General features: G+C 71.2%; 23 protein-coding genes and 4 tRNA genes. 14 read left to right on the top strand and 13 right to left on the bottom strand.

Annotation, left to right across the window (positions count from 1 at the left end; translation table 11 throughout):
• The first annotated feature begins 4 nt into the window (after positions 1–4).
• A complete protein-coding gene (locus EUA93_RS13160) occupies positions 5–1,090 on the top strand; it encodes a PASTA domain-containing protein (RefSeq protein ID WP_129400549.1) in 1,086 nt (361 codons plus the stop codon).
• Positions 1,091–1,156: 66 nt separating this feature from the next.
• Here EUA93_RS13160 and EUA93_RS13155 read toward each other — a convergent pair whose 3' ends face one another.
• Positions 1,157–1,705 carry a hypothetical protein gene (locus tag EUA93_RS13155; RefSeq protein WP_129400548.1) on the bottom strand — a complete coding sequence of 183 codons (549 nt, stop codon included), beginning with the start codon at positions 1,703–1,705 and terminating at the stop codon, positions 1,157–1,159.
• A gap of 207 nt (positions 1,706–1,912) precedes the next feature.
• Here EUA93_RS13155 and EUA93_RS22275 point away from each other — a divergent pair, with 207 nt between their 5' ends.
• The 3 genes from EUA93_RS22275 to EUA93_RS13145 all read left to right on the top strand — a co-directional run bounded on the left by EUA93_RS22275 (position 1,913) and on the right by EUA93_RS13145 (position 3,647).
• Positions 1,913–2,029, top strand: coding sequence for a putative leader peptide (locus tag EUA93_RS22275; protein WP_338036347.1), 117 nt, complete (start codon positions 1,913–1,915; stop codon positions 2,027–2,029).
• Positions 2,030–2,100: 71 nt separating this feature from the next.
• Positions 2,101–3,492, top strand: a complete 1,392-nt coding sequence (locus EUA93_RS13150; protein ID WP_129400547.1) for a dicarboxylate/amino acid:cation symporter — start codon at positions 2,101–2,103, stop codon at positions 3,490–3,492.
• A gap of 81 nt (positions 3,493–3,573) precedes the next feature.
• Positions 3,574–3,647, top strand: a tRNA-Arg gene (locus EUA93_RS13145).
• Positions 3,648–3,754: 107 nt separating this feature from the next.
• Here EUA93_RS13145 and EUA93_RS13140 read toward each other — a convergent pair.
• Both EUA93_RS13140 and EUA93_RS13135 read right to left on the bottom strand, forming a co-directional pair.
• Positions 3,755–4,771, bottom strand: a complete 1,017-nt coding sequence (locus tag EUA93_RS13140) for an adenosine deaminase (RefSeq protein ID WP_207208681.1) — start codon at positions 4,769–4,771, stop codon at positions 3,755–3,757.
• Positions 4,772–4,795: 24 nt separating this feature from the next.
• The gene (locus EUA93_RS13135) at positions 4,796–5,578 is read right to left on the bottom strand and encodes a DsbA family protein (protein WP_129400545.1); all 783 of its coding nucleotides are present in this window, start codon (positions 5,576–5,578) and stop codon (positions 4,796–4,798) included.
• Positions 5,579–5,682: 104 nt separating this feature from the next.
• On the opposite strand from EUA93_RS13135, the gene orn reads away from it, so the two are divergent.
• The 4 genes from orn to EUA93_RS13115 all read left to right on the top strand — a co-directional run bounded on the left by orn (position 5,683) and on the right by EUA93_RS13115 (position 8,258).
• Entirely contained in the window at positions 5,683–6,327 is a 645-nt protein-coding gene (gene orn, locus EUA93_RS13130) for an oligoribonuclease (protein WP_129400544.1), read from the top strand.
• A gap of 47 nt (positions 6,328–6,374) precedes the next feature.
• Positions 6,375–6,450, top strand: a tRNA-His gene (locus EUA93_RS13125).
• 92 nt (positions 6,451–6,542) lie between these two features.
• Positions 6,543–8,111 carry a phytoene desaturase family protein gene (locus EUA93_RS13120; RefSeq protein WP_129400543.1) on the top strand — a complete coding sequence of 523 codons (1,569 nt, stop codon included), beginning with the start codon at positions 6,543–6,545 and terminating at the stop codon, positions 8,109–8,111.
• Between the two features lie 74 nt (positions 8,112–8,185).
• Positions 8,186–8,258 (top strand) — tRNA-Lys (locus EUA93_RS13115).
• Positions 8,259–8,376: 118 nt separating this feature from the next.
• On the opposite strand, the gene EUA93_RS21615 is transcribed toward EUA93_RS13115, so the two are convergent.
• From EUA93_RS21615 to EUA93_RS13095, 5 genes are all read right to left on the bottom strand, one after another.
• Positions 8,377–8,520: a GPGG-motif small membrane protein gene (locus EUA93_RS21615; RefSeq protein ID WP_165355155.1), complete on the bottom strand. Its 144-nt coding sequence runs from the start codon at positions 8,518–8,520 to the stop codon at positions 8,377–8,379.
• An 88-nt stretch (positions 8,521–8,608) separates the two neighbouring features.
• The gene (locus EUA93_RS13110; protein ID WP_242497360.1) at positions 8,609–9,169 is read right to left on the bottom strand and encodes a 1-acyl-sn-glycerol-3-phosphate acyltransferase; all 561 of its coding nucleotides are present in this window, start codon (positions 9,167–9,169) and stop codon (positions 8,609–8,611) included.
• The gene (locus EUA93_RS13105; protein WP_129400542.1) at positions 9,156–10,529 is read right to left on the bottom strand and encodes a flavin-containing monooxygenase; all 1,374 of its coding nucleotides are present in this window, start codon (positions 10,527–10,529) and stop codon (positions 9,156–9,158) included. Before EUA93_RS13105 ends, EUA93_RS13110 begins: the two co-directional genes overlap by 14 nt.
• Positions 10,530–10,561: 32 nt before the next feature.
• The gene (locus tag EUA93_RS13100) at positions 10,562–10,903 is read right to left on the bottom strand and encodes a GroES family chaperonin (RefSeq protein ID WP_129400541.1); all 342 of its coding nucleotides are present in this window, start codon (positions 10,901–10,903) and stop codon (positions 10,562–10,564) included.
• A 5-nt stretch (positions 10,904–10,908) separates the two neighbouring features.
• Positions 10,909–11,157 carry a DUF3618 domain-containing protein gene (locus EUA93_RS13095; protein ID WP_129400540.1) on the bottom strand — a complete coding sequence of 83 codons (249 nt, stop codon included), beginning with the start codon at positions 11,155–11,157 and terminating at the stop codon, positions 10,909–10,911.
• A gap of 76 nt (positions 11,158–11,233) precedes the next feature.
• On the opposite strand from EUA93_RS13095, the gene EUA93_RS13090 reads away from it, so the two are divergent.
• From EUA93_RS13090 to EUA93_RS13075, 4 genes are all read left to right on the top strand, one after another.
• Positions 11,234–12,298: a HoxN/HupN/NixA family nickel/cobalt transporter gene (locus EUA93_RS13090; RefSeq protein ID WP_242497359.1), complete on the top strand. Its 1,065-nt coding sequence runs from the start codon at positions 11,234–11,236 to the stop codon at positions 12,296–12,298.
• On the top strand, positions 12,295–12,765 hold the full coding sequence (bcp, locus tag EUA93_RS13085) for a thioredoxin-dependent thiol peroxidase (RefSeq protein ID WP_129400539.1): 471 nt from the start codon (positions 12,295–12,297) through the stop codon (positions 12,763–12,765). Before EUA93_RS13090 ends, bcp begins: the two co-directional genes overlap by 4 nt.
• A gap of 62 nt (positions 12,766–12,827) precedes the next feature.
• A tRNA-Leu gene (locus EUA93_RS13080) sits at positions 12,828–12,901 on the top strand.
• A 69-nt stretch (positions 12,902–12,970) separates the two neighbouring features.
• Positions 12,971–13,849 (top strand): bile acid:sodium symporter family protein, encoded by an 879-nt coding sequence (locus EUA93_RS13075; RefSeq protein ID WP_129400538.1) that lies wholly within the window; start codon positions 12,971–12,973, stop codon positions 13,847–13,849.
• Here EUA93_RS13075 and rdgB read toward each other — a convergent pair.
• Both rdgB and rph read right to left on the bottom strand, forming a co-directional pair.
• On the bottom strand, positions 13,838–14,467 hold the full coding sequence (gene rdgB / locus EUA93_RS13070) for an RdgB/HAM1 family non-canonical purine NTP pyrophosphatase (protein WP_129400537.1): 630 nt from the start codon (positions 14,465–14,467) through the stop codon (positions 13,838–13,840). The two genes, EUA93_RS13075 and rdgB, sit on opposite strands and share 12 nt — an antisense overlap.
• On the bottom strand, positions 14,464–15,213 hold the full coding sequence (gene rph / locus EUA93_RS13065; RefSeq protein WP_129400536.1) for a ribonuclease PH: 750 nt from the start codon (positions 15,211–15,213) through the stop codon (positions 14,464–14,466). The genes rdgB and rph overlap by 4 nt, the downstream gene beginning before the upstream one ends.
• Positions 15,214–15,244: 31 nt before the next feature.
• On the opposite strand from rph, the gene EUA93_RS13060 reads away from it, so the two are divergent.
• Together EUA93_RS13060 and EUA93_RS13055 are read left to right on the top strand one after the other, a co-directional pair.
• A complete protein-coding gene (locus tag EUA93_RS13060) occupies positions 15,245–16,408 on the top strand; it encodes a sensor histidine kinase (protein ID WP_129400535.1) in 1,164 nt (387 codons plus the stop codon).
• Positions 16,405–17,055: a response regulator gene (locus EUA93_RS13055; RefSeq protein WP_129400534.1), complete on the top strand. Its 651-nt coding sequence runs from the start codon at positions 16,405–16,407 to the stop codon at positions 17,053–17,055. The genes EUA93_RS13060 and EUA93_RS13055 overlap by 4 nt, the downstream gene beginning before the upstream one ends.
• A 12-nt stretch (positions 17,056–17,067) precedes the next feature.
• Here EUA93_RS13055 and EUA93_RS13050 read toward each other — a convergent pair whose 3' ends face one another.
• Genes EUA93_RS13050 through EUA93_RS13040 form a run of 3 tightly spaced genes read right to left on the bottom strand, consistent with a single transcriptional unit; the run spans position 17,068 to position 19,081 of the window.
• On the bottom strand, positions 17,068–17,838 hold the full coding sequence (locus tag EUA93_RS13050; RefSeq protein ID WP_129400533.1) for an MBL fold metallo-hydrolase: 771 nt from the start codon (positions 17,836–17,838) through the stop codon (positions 17,068–17,070).
• Complete coding sequence (murI, locus tag EUA93_RS13045) at positions 17,835–18,659, bottom strand: glutamate racemase (RefSeq protein ID WP_129400532.1); 825 nt, start codon at positions 18,657–18,659, stop codon at positions 17,835–17,837. The genes EUA93_RS13050 and murI overlap by 4 nt, the downstream gene beginning before the upstream one ends.
• A gap of 59 nt (positions 18,660–18,718) precedes the next feature.
• Positions 18,719–19,081, bottom strand: a complete 363-nt coding sequence (locus EUA93_RS13040; protein ID WP_129400531.1) for a winged helix-turn-helix transcriptional regulator — start codon at positions 19,079–19,081, stop codon at positions 18,719–18,721.

The raw sequence follows: 19,081 nt of genomic DNA, 5'->3' as shown, positions 1-19,081 counted from the left end.
GCATGTGCCTACCTCACTCCTCCGCCGCGGCGCCGCCGCCGCCGTGCTGACCGTCGTCTCCACAGGGCTCATCGCCTTCACCGCACCCGCCGCCAACGCTCAGGCGACCCGCACGTGGGTCTCCGGTGTCGGCGACGACGCGAACCCGTGCTCGCGCACGGCGCCGTGCAAGACCTTCGCGGGCGCGATCTCCAAGACCGCGGCCGGCGGCACGATCAGCGTCCTCGACGGCGGTGGCTTCGGCGCCGTGACCATCACGAAGTCGATCACCCTCGACGGCACCGGGACCCAGGCCTCGCTGCTGAGCATCGGCACCAACGCCGTCAACATCAACAACCCCGCGGCCGACGTGGTGCTGCGCAACGTCGACATCACCGGCACCTTCCCGACCGGCTCCTGCGGCGGGACCAACGGGGTCAACGTCCTGGCCGCGAACTCCGTGCGCCTCGACGACGTCGTCATCTCCGGCTTCCAGCGCGGCGTGGCCCTCCCGCTGGGCGGGGCGAGCAGCGACGTCTTCGTCGACGTCACCCTCAACCGCGTCGACGCGTCCAACAACTGTGTCGCGGGAGTCTCGGCCGAGCCCGTCGACGGCAAGCACACCCGCGTCGTGCTCAGCGGGTCGCACATCAGCACCTCCAACCAGGCGCTCGTCGCCGGCCCCGGCTCCGAGGTGTGGGTGTCCGGCTCGAGCCTGAGCCTCAACAACGTCGGCATCGTGAGGACGAGCGCCGCCGTCCACGACATGTGCGGCAACACGATGGTCGGCAACGCCACGGACTCGTCGTTCACCGACGTCGCCGCCGCCTGCGCTCCCGCCCCGACCCCGGTGACACCCGCCCCCGTGCAGGTGCAGGTGCCGGTCTACGTGCCGACCCCGGTCGCGGCGACGTACTGCGTCGTGCCGAAGCTCACCGGCCTGACCGTCGCCAAGGCCACGGCTGCCCTCGACAAGGCCGGCTGCGACCTCGGCAAGGTGTCGAAGGCGAAGGCCGCGAAGTCGAAGAAGGGCACGGTGCTCACCCAGGCGATCCCCGCCAGGGTCGAGACCCGTGAGGGCACGAAGGTCGCCGTCACGATCGGCAGGTAGCCCGGACACGAAGAGGCCCGGCCCCCGACGGGGCCGGGCCTCTCGTCGTACGACGGTGCGGGCCGCTCAGCCGCGGCGGACCTTGGGACTGCGACCCAGGCTCTCGGTGCTCAGGCCGCCGCGGAAGGCGTCGTCGGCGTGGCCGGCGAAGTTGGCCGAGCCGTCCTCCATCGGAGTCACCTTGACGCGGGTCGCCACGGCGGCGACCTGGACCCAGTTCTGCGCGCCGATGCAGGCCGTGGGGACCGAGGCCGTCAGGGTGTCGGCCGCGAGGTCGTAACGCGCGCGGACCGACCGACAGGGCTGCATCGGGTCGCGATTGGCGTGGTAGGTGCCCTTCCCCCGGATGCCCACGAAGACCAGGTTTGCCTCCGTCCGGGCACCGGACATCCTGGCGCTGAGGACGTACCGGACGCGCGGGGTGAAGAGTCGGAACTCGACCGAGTGGTTGTCGACGTCGACCAGGTCGCGAAACTGCACGGTCAGGGTCAGGCGCTTCGTCGCGTGGTCGATCGTGGTGCGGACGATGTCGGTCGAGGTCTCCGCCGGGGCGTCGAGGAAGAACGGCCCCTCGGCGGACGAGGCGCCGAAGAGATCGCTGAGGGCGACCCCCATGTTGAGTGCCTTGGCGTCGCCGGCCCCGTCGTCCTACGACGCCGTCTGGGCGAGCGCGGCGTCGGGGAGCAGCAGGGCTGCAGGGACGAGGAGAGCGGCGAGGCGGGCGCCGACGCGGGTGGTCATGCCGCGCATCGTGGGTATCGCCGCGACCAGGTGTGACCCGACGCACGGAATCGAAAGGATGAACGTCCGGTTGACCCTGACGTGCCCGCCTCCACGATCGTCGCGACCTCGATCGGCGACCTCCTGACGCAGCGCCGGGCCGTCGACCTCGTCCGCACCGGGAGCGCGCTGTGTCGCCGCCCCCGTGCCGCCGCCTGAGCGACCCCGCGTCCCCTCCGTCCCGGCACCCGCGATCGCGGTGTGCCGTTCCGAAAGGTTATCTTTTCAGTATGAATACTTCTGTTACGAAGCCGGAGCAGCACACCCGCCGCTTCGCGCTCCCCTCGTTCGGCATCCAGGTCCTGACCGGACTGGTGCTCGGCGTGGTCCTCGGCCTGGTCGCTCGCAGCATGGGTGCCGACGGCGTCGACGCCACGACCGGCGAGGTCGACCCGAACTGGCTCACCGAGACCCTCAGCACGATCGGCGGCACGTTCGTGACGCTGCTGCGCGCGGTCGTTCCCCCGCTCGTGTTCCTCGCCATCGTGGCCTCCATCGCCAACCTGCGTGACGTCACCGGCGCCGCACGCCTGGCGTGGAAGACGCTCGCCTGGTTCGCCGCCACGGCGCTGATCGCGGTCTCCATCGGGATCGTGCTCGGCCTCGTGCTCCGCCCCGGCGACCACACCAGCGTGGCGGCCGAGTCCGCGACCGCGCCCGGCACCCAGGGCTCGTGGCTCGACTTCCTCACCGGGCTCGTCCCGGCCAACGTGCTCGGCCTCGAGGGCTCGGCCGGCGGCGACGGCAGCGTGAACCTGGGTTTCAACGTGCTGCAGATCCTCGTCGTCGCGATCGCCATCGGCATCGCCACGCTCAAGGTCGGCGAGGCCGCCGACCCGTTCCTCGCCTTCGTCCGCTCGGCGCTCGCCGTCGTGCAGAAGGTGCTGTGGTGGATCATCCTGCTCGCCCCGATCGCGACCGTCGGCCTGCTCGGCAACGCCGTCGCGAGCTACGGCTGGGACGCCCTCGGCTCGCTCGGCACCTTCGCCGTCGCGATCTACGTCGGCCTGGCGCTCGTGCTGCTGGTCGTCTACCCGGTCCTGCTGCGCACCAACGGCCTGTCGGTGAAGCAGTTCTTCTCCGGCGCCTGGCCCGCGATCTCGCTGGCCTTCGTGTCCCGCTCCTCGGTCGGCACCATGCCGCTCACGCAGTCGGTCACCGAGCGCAACCTCGGCGTCCCGCGCGCCTACGCCTCCTTCGCCGTGCCGCTCGGCGCGACCACGAAGATGGACGGCTGCGCCTCGATCTACCCCGCGATCTCGGCGATCTTCGTCGCGCAGTTCTTCGGCCTCGACCTGTCGGTCACCGACTACTTGCTGATCGCCTTCGTCTCGGTCATCGGCTCGGCGGCCACCGCGGGTGTCACCGGCGCGACCGTGATGCTCACCCTGACGCTCTCCACGCTCGGCCTGCCCCTCGAGGGGGTCGGCCTGCTGCTGGCGATCGACCCGATCCTCGACATGGGCCGCACCGCGGTCAACGTCGCCGGCCAGGCGCTCGTCCCGACCATCGTGGCCAAGCGCGAGGGCATCATCGACCAGGAGACGTACGACGCCCCGCGCGGCCGCACCGCCTGGCGCGAGGACGCGCCCGTCCAGGAGCCGGCTCCGGCCGCCGCCTGACCTCTCACGACGTGTGGCGATGCGGCGGTCAGGACCGCCGCATCGCAGCACGTCCCGGGACTGGGATACTGCTCCCGCCCAGCCCCCGTAGCTCAGCTGGATAGAGCAAGAGCCTTCTAATCTCTGGGTCGCAGGTTCGAATCCTGCCGGGGGCGCAGTTCCGCCCCGCGACACGCCCCGCCGCCTCCCCGACGGCGGGGCGTCGTCACGTCAGGATGAGCGCAGGCCCCGCCACGTATGAGGTTGCGGGGCCGAACACATTTCAGGACCCGGCGACGTACGCGTCGATCTCGCCGCGGATCCGCGCCCGGACGTCGTCGGGGGCGAAGGACGCGTCCACGGCCGCACGGGCCAGGTCGGCAACGCCCGCCTCGTCGAGGCCGAGGAGACCGGCGGCCACCTCGTAGTCGTGGTTGAGCGTCGTGGAGAACATCGGCGGGTCGTCGGAGTTGATGGTCACCGTGACCCCGGCGTCGACGAAGGTGCGGAGCGGGTGGTCCTCGATCCGGTCGACCGCGCGCGTGGCGATGTTGGAGGTCGGGCAGACCTCCAGCACGATCCCGTTCTCGGCGAGGTGGGCCAGGAGCTCCGGGTCCTGGGCTGCGGACACGCCGTGGCCGATGCGCTCGGCACCGAGCAGCCGGACCGACTCCCAGATCGTGTCGGGCCCGGTCGTCTCGCCGGCGTGCGGGACGGAGTGCAGCCCGGCCGCACGCGCCTTCGCGAAGTGCTCGGCGAACTGCGCGCGCGGCACACCGATCTCGGGCCCGCCGAGCCCGAAGCCCACGAGGGCGTCGGTCCGGTGCTCGAGGGCGTACTCCAGCGTCGCGTCGGCGGCCGGGATGCCGGACTCGCCGGGGATGTCGTAGATCCAGCGCAGCACGAGGCCGAAGTCGCGCTCGGCGGCGACGCGGGCGTCCTCGATCGCCTCGGTGTAGTCCTGGATGCGCAACCCGCGCAGGACCGAGGTGTACGGCGTGCAGGTGAGCTCGGCGTACCTCAGGTTCTGGCCCTCGGCCATCTCGCGCGCGACCTCGTAGGTCAGCAGCCGGATGTCCTCGGGCGTGCGCACGAGGTCGACCACCGCGAGGTAGACGTCGATGAAGTGGGCGAAGTCGCGGAAGGTGAAGAACTCCCTGAGCCCCTCCAGGTCGGAGGGGACCCCCGCGCCGGGGTGGCGCGCCGCGAGCTCGGAGACGATCCGCGGCGACGCCGACCCGACGTGGTGGACGTGCAGCTCGGCCTTCGGGAGGCCGGCGATGAAGTTCTGGAGGCTCACGCCCCGCAGTGTCTCAGGGGCGGGTCAGCTGCTCGAGCCGAGGATCGCCTGGGCGATGTCGTCCATGGTGAGGTTCGCGCCCTCGACCCGCTGCCCGTCGACGATGACGGTCGGCGTGGAGTTCACGTCGGCGTCGTCCGCCGCGTCGCCGGCGGCGTCCACCCAGCCCGCGAAGGTCTTGTCCTCGATGCCGGGGCGGACGTCGGACTCCGTGGCACCCGCCTCGACCGCGAGGGCGACGATGTCGTCGGTGCTCGGGTAGGGGCCGCTCTCCTCGGGCTGGTTGTCGTAGAGCAGGTCGTGGAACTTCTTGGCGACGTCGGGGCCGGACTTGTCGAGCACGACGGCGAGGGCGTTGGCCGCATCGGGCGAGTAGTCGTCGATCCGGGACAGGAAGGGGATCGGGCGGTACTCGACCTTCACGTCACCGGCCTCGATCTGCTCGTTGAGCTGGTCGCCCACGGTCGCCTCGAGCTGGCCGCAGAACGGGCAGAGGAAGTCCTCGTAGATCACGACCGACTTCGGCGCGTCGGCGTCGCCGACGACCAGGCCGAAGTCGCTGCTCGCACCGGCAGGAGCGGTGTCGTCCGCAGGCTTGTTGAACACCGTGAACAGCAGGACGACCACCACCACGACGGCGAGCACGCCGCCGACGACCCCGAAGCGGGTCAGCGTCTCGCGGCGCTTCGCGGCCTTGCGGCGCTCCTCGGCGAGCGCCTTGGCGCGCTCGTTGCGGGCCTGGCGCTGCTCCCGCTTGGCCGCCGCTGCAGCCTTGTCCTGGGGGTTCCTGGTCTTCTTCTGCGCCATCGAGCTTTCCTTCGTGCGAGCGGTCGTCGGGATCGGTGCAACACCCTGAGGTTATGAGGTGAGCCTGAATCGACCCTGAGAGGCGGTCGGTAGTGTGGTCCGTCGTGAGCGACAGACTGGTGTGGATCGACTGCGAGATGACCGGACTCGACCTCGGCGCGGACGCGCTGATCGAGGTGGCGGCGCTCGTCACCGACTTCGAGCTCAACGTCCTCGGCGAGGGCGTCGACGTCATCATCAAGCCCTCCGACGAGGCACTCGAGCAGATGGTGGAGTTCGTCCACAGCATGCACGAGAAGTCGGGCCTCCTCGACGAGCTCGCCAGCGGTACGACGCTGGCCGACGCCGAGGAGCAGGTGCTGGCCTACATCAAGGAGCACTGCGCCGACGGCAGCCGCCCGCCGCTGGCCGGCAACACCGTCGCCACCGACCGCTCCTTCCTCGCCCGCGACATGCAGGCGCTGGAGTCGTTCCTGCACTACCGGATCGTCGACGTCTCCTCGATCAAGGAGCTCTCGCGCCGCTGGTACCCCCGGGCCTACTTCTCGGCTCCCACCAAGCGCGGCAACCACCGCGCGCTCGCCGACATCCAGGAGAGCATCGAGGAGCTGCGCTACTACCGCGAGGCCGTCTTCGTCCCGCAGCCCGGCCCCGACAGCGCCCAGGCACGCGAGATCGCGGCCCGCCACGGAGGCCAGCTGACCGGGCTCGGTCCGGACCCGGTGGCCGATTCCAGCTCCACGGACTGAGTGCCCTACACTTCTCGTCGTCCTCGCGTTCTGCGCGAGCAGGCATGGTGGGTATAGCTCAGCTGGTAGAGCGCCGCCTTGTGGTGGCGGATGTCGCGGGTTCAAGTCCCGTTACTCACCCCAATCAGATCGAGGCCCTGACCGATGGTCAGGGCCTCGACGCATTTCGGGCGTCGGTCGCGGCGACGCACGACACGCGGGTCTACGTTGGATCGATGCACCCCGCGAAGAGCAGCTATGACGTCGTCGTGGTCGGGGGCGGGCACAACGCCCTGGTCGCGGCCGCCTACCTCGCGCGCGCCGACCTGTCCGTCCTCGTCCTCGAGCGACTCGGCCACACGGGAGGCGCGGCCGTCTCCGTCGAGCCGTTCCCCGGCCACCCGGCCCGGCTCTCGCGCTACTCCTACCTGGTCAGCCTGATGCCGGAGCAGCTGATGGCCGACCTGGGCCTCGACGTCCGGCTCGCCTCGCGCACCGCGGCGTCGTACACCCCCTGGACGCGCGGCGGGCGCAGCGGCGGCCTGCTCGTCGAGCGGCCCGAGGGCGAGGCGACGCGGGAGTCGTTCCGCGAGCTGACCGGAGGGGACGAGGAGTACGCCGCGTGGCAGGCGTTCTACGGCGAGGTCGGCCGGCTCGCCGAGGCCGTGGCGCCCACCCTCCTGGAACCCCTCCCCCTCGAGCGCGACCTGCGCGGGCTGGTCGAGGAGCGGACGTGGGCCGACGTCGTCGAGCACCCGCTCGGCCGCGCCGTGACCGCGCGCTTCTCCGACGACACCGTCCGCGGGGTCGTCGCGACCGATGCCCTCATCGGCACCTTCGCCTCGCTGGACGACCCCTCCCTGGTCCAGAACCGCTGCTTCCTCTACCACCTGATCGGCAACGGCACCGGCGAGTGGCGGGTGCCCGTCGGGGGCATGGGCGCGGTCACCGATGCGCTCGCGCGGGCGGCGGTCGAGGCGGGCGCCGAGATCCTGACGGGTGCCGGCGTCAGCCGCATCGACCCCGGACCCGACGGTGCCGAGGTGACCTGGCACGACGGCGAGCGCGAGCGGTCGGTCACCGGTCGGCGCGTGCTCTCCGGCGTGGCCCCGTGGGTGCTGCGGATCCTGCTGGGCGAGGGCGAGGACCCGGGCTCCAAGCCGGCCGGCTCCCAGCTCAAGATCAACTTCCTGCTCGACCGGCTGCCCGCCCTGAAGTCCGGCGCCGACCCGGCCGTCGCCTTCGCCGGCACGCTCCACCTGGCCGAGGACTACAGCCAGCTCGAGAGCGCGTACGCCGCCGCTGCCGCCGGCTCGGTGCCCGACCCGATGCCGGGCGAGGTCTACTGCCACAGCCTCACCGACCCCTCGATCCTCGGCGACCGGGCGGGCTCGGCCCACACGCTGACCTACTTCGGGCTCCACACGCCCGCCGGGATCTTCGACGCCGACCCGTCGGCCCGGGAGGTCGCGACCCGGCGGGCCATCGCGTCGCTGGACGCCGTCCTCGCCGAGCCCCTGGCGGGGTGCCTGGCGCGCGACGCCGACGGCAACCCGTGCCTCGAGGCGAAGATCCCGCAGGACATCGAGAAGGACCTCGCGATGCCCGGCGGGCACATCTTCCACGGCGACCTCGAGTGGCCGTGGGCACCGAACCGGTCGCGCCTCGACACCGCCGCGCAGCAGTGGGGCGTGCAGACCGCGCACGACGCCGTGCTGCTCTGCGGCTCCGGCGCGCGACGCGGCGGAGCGGTCTCCGGCCTCGGCGGCCACAACGCCGCGCAGGCCGTGCTCGCCGACCTCTGAGCGTCCCGTCCGCCCGGGTGCCCTCGATTTCGTCTGCCGGACACCACGGGGTAGTGTTCCTCTCGCTTCACCGCGCGCCATTAGCTCAATTGGCAGAGCAGCTGACTCTTAATCAGCGGGTTCGGGGTTCGAGTCCCTGATGGCGTACAGAAAGCCGAGAGCCGGTCCTCACGGGCCGGCTCTTCGCATGTCCCAGCCGACATGACACGACGCAGGGCCGGTCCTCACGGACCGGCCCTGCGTCGTTCACGTCCTGGTGGCGCAGCTACTTGAAGATGCTGTACCCGCCCGGGCCGACCGCGAGGCCGACGATGATGAGGACGATTCCCCAGAGCATCTGGCCCCTGACCAGCGAGACGATGCCCGACACCACGAGGATGACGGCAAGGATCCACAGCAGAAACAACATGTTCGTGCTCCCTTCAGTTGTGGGCCCAACGTAGCCCTCCCCTCACTGTGTCCGAAAGTCGCGCACACCCCTAGGGCGGGGTTCGCATTCAGCCCTCTTCACGCAACCGGGGAGGCGTGAACCCCTCGGGGTTGAAGCCGGTCTTGTCGGCGTAGAACAGCCGCAGCACGTCCATGTCGGCGGACACGTCGCCGGTGACGTGGAAGGTCGGTCCCCACCCGACCGTGCGCGAGGGCACGTCGAGGTAGGCCAACGTGATCGGCAACCCGGTCTGGCGGGCGATCCGGTAGAACCCGGACTTCCAGTAGTCCGTGCGCGAGCGCGTGCCCTCGGCCGCGATCCCGATCAGCCAGGGGTCGTCGCCCTCGGACTCGGCGAGCAGCTGCTTGATGGTGGCGGCCGGGTTCTTGCGGTCGAGCTCGACAGCACCCGTGCGCCGCAGGAACCAGCCCAGCGGACCCACGAACAGCTCCTGCTTGACCAGCAGCCGGATCGTGATGCCGTACTGCCAGGCGAGCAGCATGGTCAGGACCCAGTCCCAGTTGGAGGTGTGGGGCGCGCCGACGAGGACGCTCCGCTCGGGCACGTCACCGACGGCCTTCCACCGGGCGGCTCCGAGGAGCAGGCGGGCGAGCTTACGACGCAGCACGGGCACGACCTTCCTTGAGCTCGCGCTCGAGGTCCCACAGGTAGTGGTCGAAGTCGACCTCCATCGTGTGTCGAGGCGAGGCGTAGAACTGCTGGGTGTCACGCGCGTGGTCGGCGGCCATCTGCCGGCGGACCACCGCGTCGGACGGCCGCACGTAGCGACCGGACAGGGTCTCGGCGATCCACCGGGACTGCGCCTCCGCGAGCGGCATCACCGCACCGATCGGCTGGAGCAGGCCGAGGAAGTAGAGGCCGGGCAGGTCGGGGTGGACCGCCCGCTTCCACAGCGGGAGGTCGTTGTCCCGCGCGGACACCAGGTCCTCGGAGAGGAACGGGAAGGTGACGCGGTAGCCGGTGGCCCAGACGACGAGGTCGGCCGGCGCACGTGTGCCGTCGACGAAGACGACCTCGTGGTCCTCGAGCCGCTCGATCGCGGGTCGTGCCGTCACCGCACCGGCCCCGAGGCGCTCGCGGATCCGCTCGGACTGCACGGGGTGCGACTGCCCGGGCTTGTGGCTCGGTGCGGGCAGGCCGTACTTCGTCATGCTGCCGGCGGTCAGCGCCCCGATGCGCAGGCGCAGGGCGGTCACCCACCACGGCACCCAGCCGGGGGGCAGCAGGCCCTGGTCGCTCGGCCTGCCGAGGAAGAACTTGCGGAGCACCCACTCGGTCCGCCGCACCGACCACGTCGTCGTACGCGCCACGAGGGAGGCCTCGACGGCGATGTCCATCGCGGAGTTGCCGGCTCCGACGACGACCACGTCGCGACCGGCGAGCTGGTCGGCCGAGCGGTAGTCGTGGGCGTGGATCTGCTCGCCGGCGAAGTTCCCCGGGTACGCCGGCTCCGGCCAGCGGGGGTCCCAGTGGTGACCGTTGGCGACGAGCACGGCGTCGTAGGTCCGGGTCTCGGTGCCGCCGGGCCCGGTCACCCGGACGTCCCAGCGACCGTCCGCGGTGGGCGAGACGTCCTCGACGGTCGTGTCGAAGGTGATCGCGTCGCGGAACCCGAAGTGGTCGACGTACTGCTCGAAGTAGGCGTGCACCTGCTCGTGGCTCGCGTAGTCGGGGTAGTCGTCGGGCATCGGGAAGTCGGAGTACGCCATCCGCGGGCAGGAGGTGTTGATCTCGAGGGTGTCGTAGCAGGCCGACTGGCCGTTGGAGTTGTCGAACACCCACGTGCCGCCGATGTCGTGCCCCTTCTCGAAGCAGTCGAAGGGGATCCCGGCGAGGTGGAGGTGCTTGGCGGCGGTGATCCCGGACGAGCCGGCGCCGATGACGCACGCGCGCGGCAGGGACTCGTCGACCGGCACCGGCGCCGTGACCGCGGGCGCGCGGTGGGACTGCTTGACGAGGTAGGCCATCGCGCCCTCCTGGCTGAGCGGATCGGGGGTGGCTAGAGGTAGAGCCCGGTCGAGCCGCCCTCGAGGCGCTCGGCGGCGACCGCGTGGACGTCGCGCTCACGCATGACGACGTAGACCTCGCCCTGCACCTCGACCTCGGCCTTGTCCTCGGGGTCGAACAGCACCCGGTCACCGACCTCGACGGCGCGGGCGTGCGGACCGACGGCGATCACGCGCGACCAGGCCAGGCGACGGGCACCCATGGCCGCGGTGGCGGGGATGACGATGCCTCCGGTCGAGCGGCGCTCGCCGGCCTCCTTGTCGACCTCGACCAGGAGCCGGTCGTGCAGCATCTTGATGGGTGCGCTTCCGCCCGTGGCGATGCTGCTGGACATGGCGCTCAGCTGGCGACCTTGCGGACGATCGCGAACAGGACGATGGTGCCGACCACGGCGCCGGCGACCTTGAGGATGTTGTCGGTGCGGGGGGCGCCCGACTCGAGGTCGACGAAGTGCGACTTCACCGTCGTCACCTGGCGGCCGACGATGGTCTTGGGGTGGGCGCGGTGGGCGAGCTGGTCGATCGTCGAGGCCAGGCGCTCGCGCGTCTCCTCGATCTCGCGCTCGAGCGCGCTCATGTCCTGGGTCACCCGGGAAGGCTACCAACGAGTCCGCGCCCGGCCGGGGCGGGCACTTGTTGCAACTGAGATGCAATAGCCTTGGCAGGTGAGCAACGCCCGACGTCCCTGGTCCCCCACCGACCTGAAGCACATGGCCTCCATGGCCGCGGCCGTGGTGGCCCTCAACGTCGTCGGTTGGGGCGTGCTGCTCGCCGTGGTCGCCCCCCAGCGCTTCGAGGTCGGCAGTGCCGGGGTCTTCGGCGTCGGGCTCGGCGTGACCGCGTTCCTCCTCGGTGCGCGGCACGCCTTCGACGCCGACCACATCGCCGTCATCGACAACACCACCCGCAAGCTCATCGGCGAGGGCAGGCCTGCCACCGCGACCGGCTTCTGGTTCGGGATGGGCCACTCCAGCGTGGTCTTCGGGCTCAGCCTCCTGCTGGCGATCGGCGTGCGCGCCCTGGCCGATCCCGTCCAGGACGACAGCTCGGCCCTCCAGAGCGGCCTCGGCACGATCGGCACGCTCGCGGCGGGGTCGTTCCTGATCGTCATCGGCCTGATGAACCTGAGCGCGCTGCTCGGCATCGTGCACGCCTACCGCCACCTCAAGGCCGGCACGTTCGACGAGGAGCACCTCGAGCACCACCTCCACAACCGCGGGTTCCTGGCGCGGATCTTCAGGCGCACGACGCAGCGCGTGTCGAAGGCACGGCACCTCTACCCGGTCGGCCTGCTCATGGGGCTCGGCTTCGACACCGCCACACAGATCGCCCTGCTGGTGCTCGCCGGCGGCACCGCGGCCTTCGCGCTCCCCTGGTACGCCATCCTCACCCTGCCCGTGCTCTTCGCCGCCGGGATGGTGCTGTTCGACGCGCTCGACGGGGTGCTGATGAGCCGGGCCTACTCGTGGGCCTTCCTCAAGCCCATCCGCAAGATCTACTACAACTTCACCGTCACCGTCCTCTCGGTGACCGTCGCCCTCTCGATCGGTGCGCTGCTGCTCGTGCAGCTCGCGTCCGACGCGGTGCCGGGGCTGTCGTGGGCCGGGCGCCTGGACCTGGAGTACGTCGGGTTCGGCCTCGTGGCATTGTTCGTCGTCGTCTGGGGCGCCAGCGTGGCGTGGTACCACCTCGCCCACGTCGAGGAGAAGTTCGAGAAGGGACTCGCATGACGCAACGACTCACGGCCGGGGACGCCGCCCCCGACTTCACCCTCACCAGCGACGCCGGGGACCAGGTCTCGCTCGCCGACCTGCGCGGCAAGAAGGTGATCGTCTACTTCTACCCGGCGGCGATGACCCCCGGTTGCACCAAGCAGGCCTGTGACTTCTCGGAGTCGCTCGACTCGCTCCGGGGCGCCGGCTACGAGGTGCTCGGCGTCTCGAAGGACAAGCCGGCCAAGCTGGCGAAGTTCCGCGAGCGCGACGCCCTGACCCTGACGCTGCTCTCCGACGAGGACCTCGCGGTGCACCGGGCCTACGGCGCCTTCGGCACCAAGAAGCTCTACGGCAAGGAGGTCGAGGGCGTGATCCGCTCGACCTTCGTGATCGACGAGTCCGGCACGGTCGAGCTCGCCCAGTACAACGTCAAGGCCACCGGCCACGTCGCCAAGCTCCGCCGCGACCTGGGCCTCGACTGACCGTCGTACGCCGTCCGCGGTCCGTCGCACGTGCGGCGGACACGTGTGAGGATTGGTCCCGCGCGCTCGTAGCCCAATTGGCAGAGGCACCAGGTTTAGGTCCTGGCCAGTGAGAGTTCGAGTCTCTCCGAGCGCACCCGCGACCTAAGTCGCTACTTGGCGTCGAGCACTCCCGTGTGACCCACGTCACCACTAGTGTCCGCGCATGGATTCCGCGCTGACGACCGTCGGACTGCCCCTCGCGCTCGCGATCATCATGTTCGGCCTGGGCCTGGACCTGACGGTCGCGGACTTCCGGCGCGTGGGGCGGGCGCCGAAGGCCGTGGCGGTCGCGCTGGCGTGCCAGGTCGTGCTGCTGCCGGCGATCTGCTTCGGCCTGGTCGTGCTGTTCGACCTGCCACCCCTGCTGGGGATCGGGATGCTGCTGTTGGCCGCGTCGCCCGGCGGCACTACCGCCAACCTGTTCAGCCACCTCTTCAAGGGCGACGTCGCGCTCAACATCACCCTCACCGCGATCAACACGGTGATCGCGGTCGTCACGCTCCCGCTGATCACCGGCTTCGCGATCGCCTGGTTCGACCGGCAGGACGACGTCTCGATGCCGCTGGTCGAGGTCGTGAAGGTGTTCGCGCTGATCCTCCTGCCCGTCGGCATCGGCATGCTGGTCAACGCCCGGGCGCCCGGCTTCGCCCGCCGGATGGACCGGCCCGTGCGGATCGGGTCGGCGGTGATCCTCGCGATCCTGGTGCTCGGCATCCTGCTCGACCAGCTCGAGGACGTCGGCGACTACCTCGCCGACGTCGGCCTCATCGCCGCGCTCTTCTGCGCGATCAGTCTGGTCGTCGGATACGTCGTGCCGAAGGCGTTCGGGGTGACCGGGCCGCAGGCGATCGCCTCCTCGATGGAGGTCGGGGTGCACAACGCGACGCTTGCGATCTTCGTCGCCGTCGAGGTGCTCGACACGGTGGAGGCCTCGGTGCCGGCGGCGGTCTACTCGCTCGTCATGTTCCTCTTCGCGACCCTGTGGGGCACGTGGGTCAGCAAGCAGGTCGGTGCCCGCGAGGAGCAGGCCTCAGCCGTCTGAGAGGTCGCCGGCCACCAGCGGCGCGAGCTCGCGGAGCGCGCGACCGCGGTGGGAGATCCGGTCCTTCTCGGCCGGGTCGAGCTCGGCGGAGGTGAGGCCCTCCTCGGCGTGCTCGTCGGCGACGAAGAGCACGTCGTAGCCGAACCCGCCGCTCCCCCGCACCTCCCGCAGGACCCGCCCGTCCATCCGACCCTCGACGACGCGCTCGCGCCCGTCGGGCATCACCCACGCGATGGCGCAGGTGAAGTAGGCGTCACGCCGCTCGTCGGGTACGTCGCTGAGCTGGGCCAGCAGCAGATCGTTGTTGCGTGCGTCCGCCCCCCTCTTGTCACCCAGCGGGGGCCCCGACCACCGCGCCGACAGCACGCCGGGCATGCCGTTGAGCGCGGCCACGCAGAGCCCGCTGTCGTCGGCGACGGTCGGCAGCCCCGTCGCGGCCACGCCGGCGCGTGCCTTGAGCAGCGCGTTGCCCTCGAAGGTCGGCTGGTCCTCGACGGGCTCGACGTAGCCGTCGACGTCGTCGATGCCGAGCACCTCGAGGTCGGGCACCTGCTCGCCGAGGATGCGCTGCATCTCGAGGATCTTCTTCTGGTTGCCCGACGCGAGGAAGATCCTCATGCGCGCAGCGCCTCGTGCTGCATGCGGGTCAGGTCGGCGCAGCCCTTCTCGGCGAGCGCGAGGAGCGCGTCGAGCTCGGCGCGGTCGAAGGCCGCGCCCTCGGCGGTGCCCTGGACCTCCACGAACGTGCCCTCGCCGGTCATCACGACGTTCATGTCGGTCTCGGCGCGGACGTCCTCCACGTAGGGCAGGTCGAGCCGCGGCGTGCCGTCGATGATGCCGACGGACACCGCGGCGACCGACCCGGTCAGCGGCTCGCCGGTCAGCGCGCCGCTGGACCGGAGGTGCGCGACCGCGTCCGCGAGGGCGACGTAGGCCCCCGTGATCGCGGCGGTGCGGGTGCCGCCGTCGGCCTGGAGCACGTCGCAGTCGAGGACGATCGTGTTCTCGCCGAGCGCCTGGTAGTCGATGACCGCGCGCAGGGAGCGGCCGATGAGCCGCGAGATCTCGTGGGTGCGACCGCCGATGCGGCCCTTGACCGACTCACGGTCGGAGCGGGTGTTGGTGGCGGCGGGGAGCATGGCGTACTCGGCCGTCACCCAGCCCAGGCCCGAGCCCTTGCGCCAGCGCGGCACGCCCTCGGACGCCGACGCGGCGCACAGCACCTTGGTGCCGCCGAACTCGACCAGCACCGAGCCCGCCGCGTGGTCGAGCCAGTTCCGGGTGATGGTGATCGGGCGGAGCTCGTCGTCGGCACGGCCGTCGGCGCGCGGGGTGGAGCTCGAGCTGGGGGTGGCGTCAGTCATGGCTCGACCCTAGATCGTTACCCTGACGCCCGTGGACAGCCGCCCCACGCACGTCGAGACCCAGCCCGAGCTGACCTGGGTCTCCCACGCGTGGCGCTACGCGGCCTGTGCGACGTACTCCGCCGTCGTCTGGTCGGCGGTCGCCGAGACGGAGTGGCAGGACTACCGGCACTTCTTCTTCATCGAGCTCGTCCTCGGCGCCCTGGCGTTCGTCATCGTCGGGTTCCGACGGCGCGCACCGGTGCCGATCGCGATCGCGATCGCCGGGTTCAGCGCGTTCTCCGGGATCGCCTCCGGGCCCGGGACGCTCGCCGCGGTCTCGGTGGCGACGCGCCGCGACTACCGCGAGGTGCTGCTGGTCGGCAGCGTCAACGTCGTCGCGACCCAGGTCTGGCTGACCATCGCGCCGATCAAGGACCAGGAGTACCTCGTCACGACCCTGGTGAACCTCGCCGTCAACGTCGGCGTCATGGGCTGGGGCCTCTACATCGGCTCACGTCGCGAGATCATCTGGACCCTTCGCTCGCGCGCCGAGCGGGCCGAGCTCGAGCAGGAGCTGCGCGTCGGCCAGGCCCGCTCCAACGAGCGGGCGCGGATCGCGCGCGAGATGCACGACGTGCTCGCCCACCGGATCACCCAGGTCTCGATGCAGGCCGGGGCACTCGCCTTCCGCGACGACCTCGACCGCGAGCGCCTCCGCGAGGGTCTCGGCCAGATCCAGGCGCAGGCCAACAACGCCCTCCACGAGCTGCGCGACGTCCTCGGCGTGCTGCGCGAGGACGACCCGGGGCCGGCGACGGCGCGCCCCCAGCCGACGTACGCCGACATCGCCGGGCTGGTCGCCGAGGCACGGTCGCTCGGCCTCGGGATCGACTACGCCGACCACGTCGACCCCACCTACCCGGTTCCGGCCGCGACCGGCCGTACCGTCTACCGCATCGTCCAGGAAGGGATCACCAACGTGCGCAAGCACGCTCCGGGGTCGCGACTCGCGATCACCAGCAGCGGAGACCAGCGAGCCGGCATCACCGTCCGGCTCTCCAACCCCCTCACCGCGCGCGGCACCGCCGCCGTCGGCGCCGGACTCGGGCTGATCGGGCTGCGCGAGCGGACCGGTCTGCGCGGCGGCCGGCTCGACCAGCGCACCGAGGACGACTCCTTCGTGCTGGAGGCGTGGCTACCGTGGTCGGCGTGATCCGCGTCCTGCTCGTCGACGACGACCCGCTGGTCCGGTCGGCGCTGTCCCTCATGCTCGGCGGCCAGCGCGACATCGAGGTGGTCGGTGAGGCCGCCAACGGCGAGGAGGGCCTCGCCCTCGTCGCCGAGCTCACGCCCGACGTCGTCCTGATGGACATCCGGATGCCGGTGATGGACGGCCTCGAGGCCACGCAGGTCCTCCACCAGCGCCCCGAGCCGCCGCACGTCGTCGTGCTGACCACCTTCGACGCCGACGACCACGTTCTCCGGGCGATCGCCTCCGGCGCCGACGGGTTCCTGCTCAAGGACACCCCGCCCGGCGACATCGTCAGCGCGATCCGCACGGTCGCCGCGGGTGACGCGATGCTGTCGCCGTCGGCCACCCGCAGCCTGGTGTCGCGACTGCGCAGCACCACCTCGACCGACCGGGTCTCCACGGCTGCCGACCGGCTGACCGTGCTCACCGAGCGCGAGCTCGAGGTGGCGGTGTGCGTGGGGCGTGGTCTCAGCAATTCCGAGATCGCGAGCGAGCTCTACCTGTCGGTGCCCACCGTCAAGTCGCACGTGTCGCGCCTGCTGACCAAGCTCGACAGCACCAACCGGGTGCAGGTGGCGATGGTCGTGCACGACGCCGGGCTCGTCTAGGACCCGACGGGGTCAGAGCTCGTACGTCGCCCCGGCGCGCGCGAGGTCCAGGGGTCCGTCCCACTCGGTGCGGGCCTCGGTCTCGGCGTCGGTCCCGTCGTGCCACGGCGGGACGTGGGTGAGCACCAGCCGGCCCACGCCGGCCCGCGACGCCGTACGTCCGCAGTCGGAGCCGGTCATGTGCAGCTCCGGCGGGTTGTCGTCGGCGTCGCGGAAGGATGCCTCGGCCAGCAGCAGGTCGGCATCGACCGCGTGCTCGTCGAGGGCCTGGCAGGGCCCGGTGTCGCCCGAGTAGACGAGCGTGCGACCGCCCGCGGTGACCCTCAGCGAGAAGGCGGCGACGGGGTGCACCACCTCGCGCGGCTCGATGCGGAAGGGGCCGACCTCCACCACGCCGTCGTACTCCCGGAAGGCGAACTCCTCGGTCATGCCGGGGTCGAGCGGCAGGTCGTAGGCGTGCGCCATCCGCTCGGCGGTGCCGGCCGGACCCCAGACCGGGATCTGCGGCTGCGGGCCGGTGGGGTGGTACTTGCGCATCACGTAGTAGCCGCAGAGGTCGAGGCAGTGGTCGGCGTGCAGGTGGCTCAGGAGGACCGCGTCGATCGTGAGCGGGTCGACGTAGCGGTGGAGCTGGCCGAGCGCACCGTTGCCGAGGTCGAGCAGGACCCGCCACGTGCGGGTCTCGCCCGTCTCCGAGGTGTGCTCCTGCTCGAGGAGGTAGCAGCTCGCGGCCGAGTCCGGGCCGGGGTAGGAGCCCGAGCAGCCGACGATCGTGAGCTTCACGCGAGACCTCCTGCGAACTGGGACGCACCGAGCAGCTCCGAGCCGAGGAAGCGGCGCCCGATGGTCGCGAAGTCCTCGGGGCTGCCGGTGGTGGAGAACGTGTAGTCGGGCTCGCCGTCGGCGCGCATCAGCCCGGTGCTCGCCAGCATCTTGTAGACGTCCTTGGCGCACTCCTCGGCCGAGCTGACCAGGGTCACCTGCTCGCCCATCACGTAGGAGATGACGCCCGTGAGGAGCGGGTAGTGGGTGCAGCCGAGGATGAGGGTGTCGACGCCGGCCTCGACCAGCGGGTCGAGGTAGTCGTGGGCGGCGGCCATCAGCTCGTCGCCCCCCGTGACGCCCTGCTCGACGAAGTCGACGAAGCCGGGGCACGCCCGGATGTGCAGGTCGAGGTGCGGCGCGGCGGCGAAGGCGTCGTCGTACGCCATCGAGCTCGCGGTCGCGCGCGTGCAGATCACGCCCACCCTGCTGTTGCGCGTGGCGGCCGCGGCGCGACGGGCGGCCGGGAGGATCACCTCGACGACGGGCACGTCGTAGCGCTCGCGTGCGTCGCGGAGCATCGCCGCGCTGGCGGAGTTGCAGGCGATGACGAGTGCCTTGACCCCCTGGTCGTAGAGGTGGTCGAGGCACTCCAGGGCGTACTCGCGCACCTCGCCGATCGCCTTCTGGCCGTAGGGCTGGCGGGCGGTGTCGCCGAGGTAGAGCACCGACTCGTGCGGCAGCTGGTCGATCACCGAGCGGGCGACCGTGAGCCCGCCGAACCCGGAGTCGAAGATGCCGATGGGTGCGTCGGCGGTCTGCGCGGGCGAGGGGGTCGGCACAGGCAGCAGGCTAGGCGGTCGGGCAGCCAGCGGTCACCCCGACAGCAGCGTCGGTCCGGTCACACTCGCTGCTCGCCCGCGTGGCCCGCGACCCAGCGCATCAGCGGCACGAGGTGGGCGGCGAGCTCCTGGCCGGCCGGGGTCAGGGAGTACTCCACGTGGGGCGGGACCACCGGCTTGGCGTGGCGCTCGACGAGGTCGTCGGAGGCGAGGGTGCGCAGCGTCTGGGCGAGCATCTTCTCGCTCACGCCCTCGGCCCGGCGCCGCAGCTCGCTCCACCGCAGCGGCTCTCCCTCGGACAGCGCGAGGAGCACGAGCACGCCCCACTTGCTCATCACGTGGTCGAGCAGCACCCGGCTCGGGCAGTGCTGGGAGAAGACGCCGTCGGGGAAGTAGTCGCGGAGCTCGTTGCTTACCTGCAT

This window comes from Nocardioides oleivorans, assembly GCF_004137255.1.
GTDB classification, from domain to species: Bacteria; Actinomycetota; Actinomycetes; order Propionibacteriales; family Nocardioidaceae; genus Nocardioides; species Nocardioides oleivorans.
This window is presented reverse-complemented; position numbering and strand designations above follow the sequence as displayed.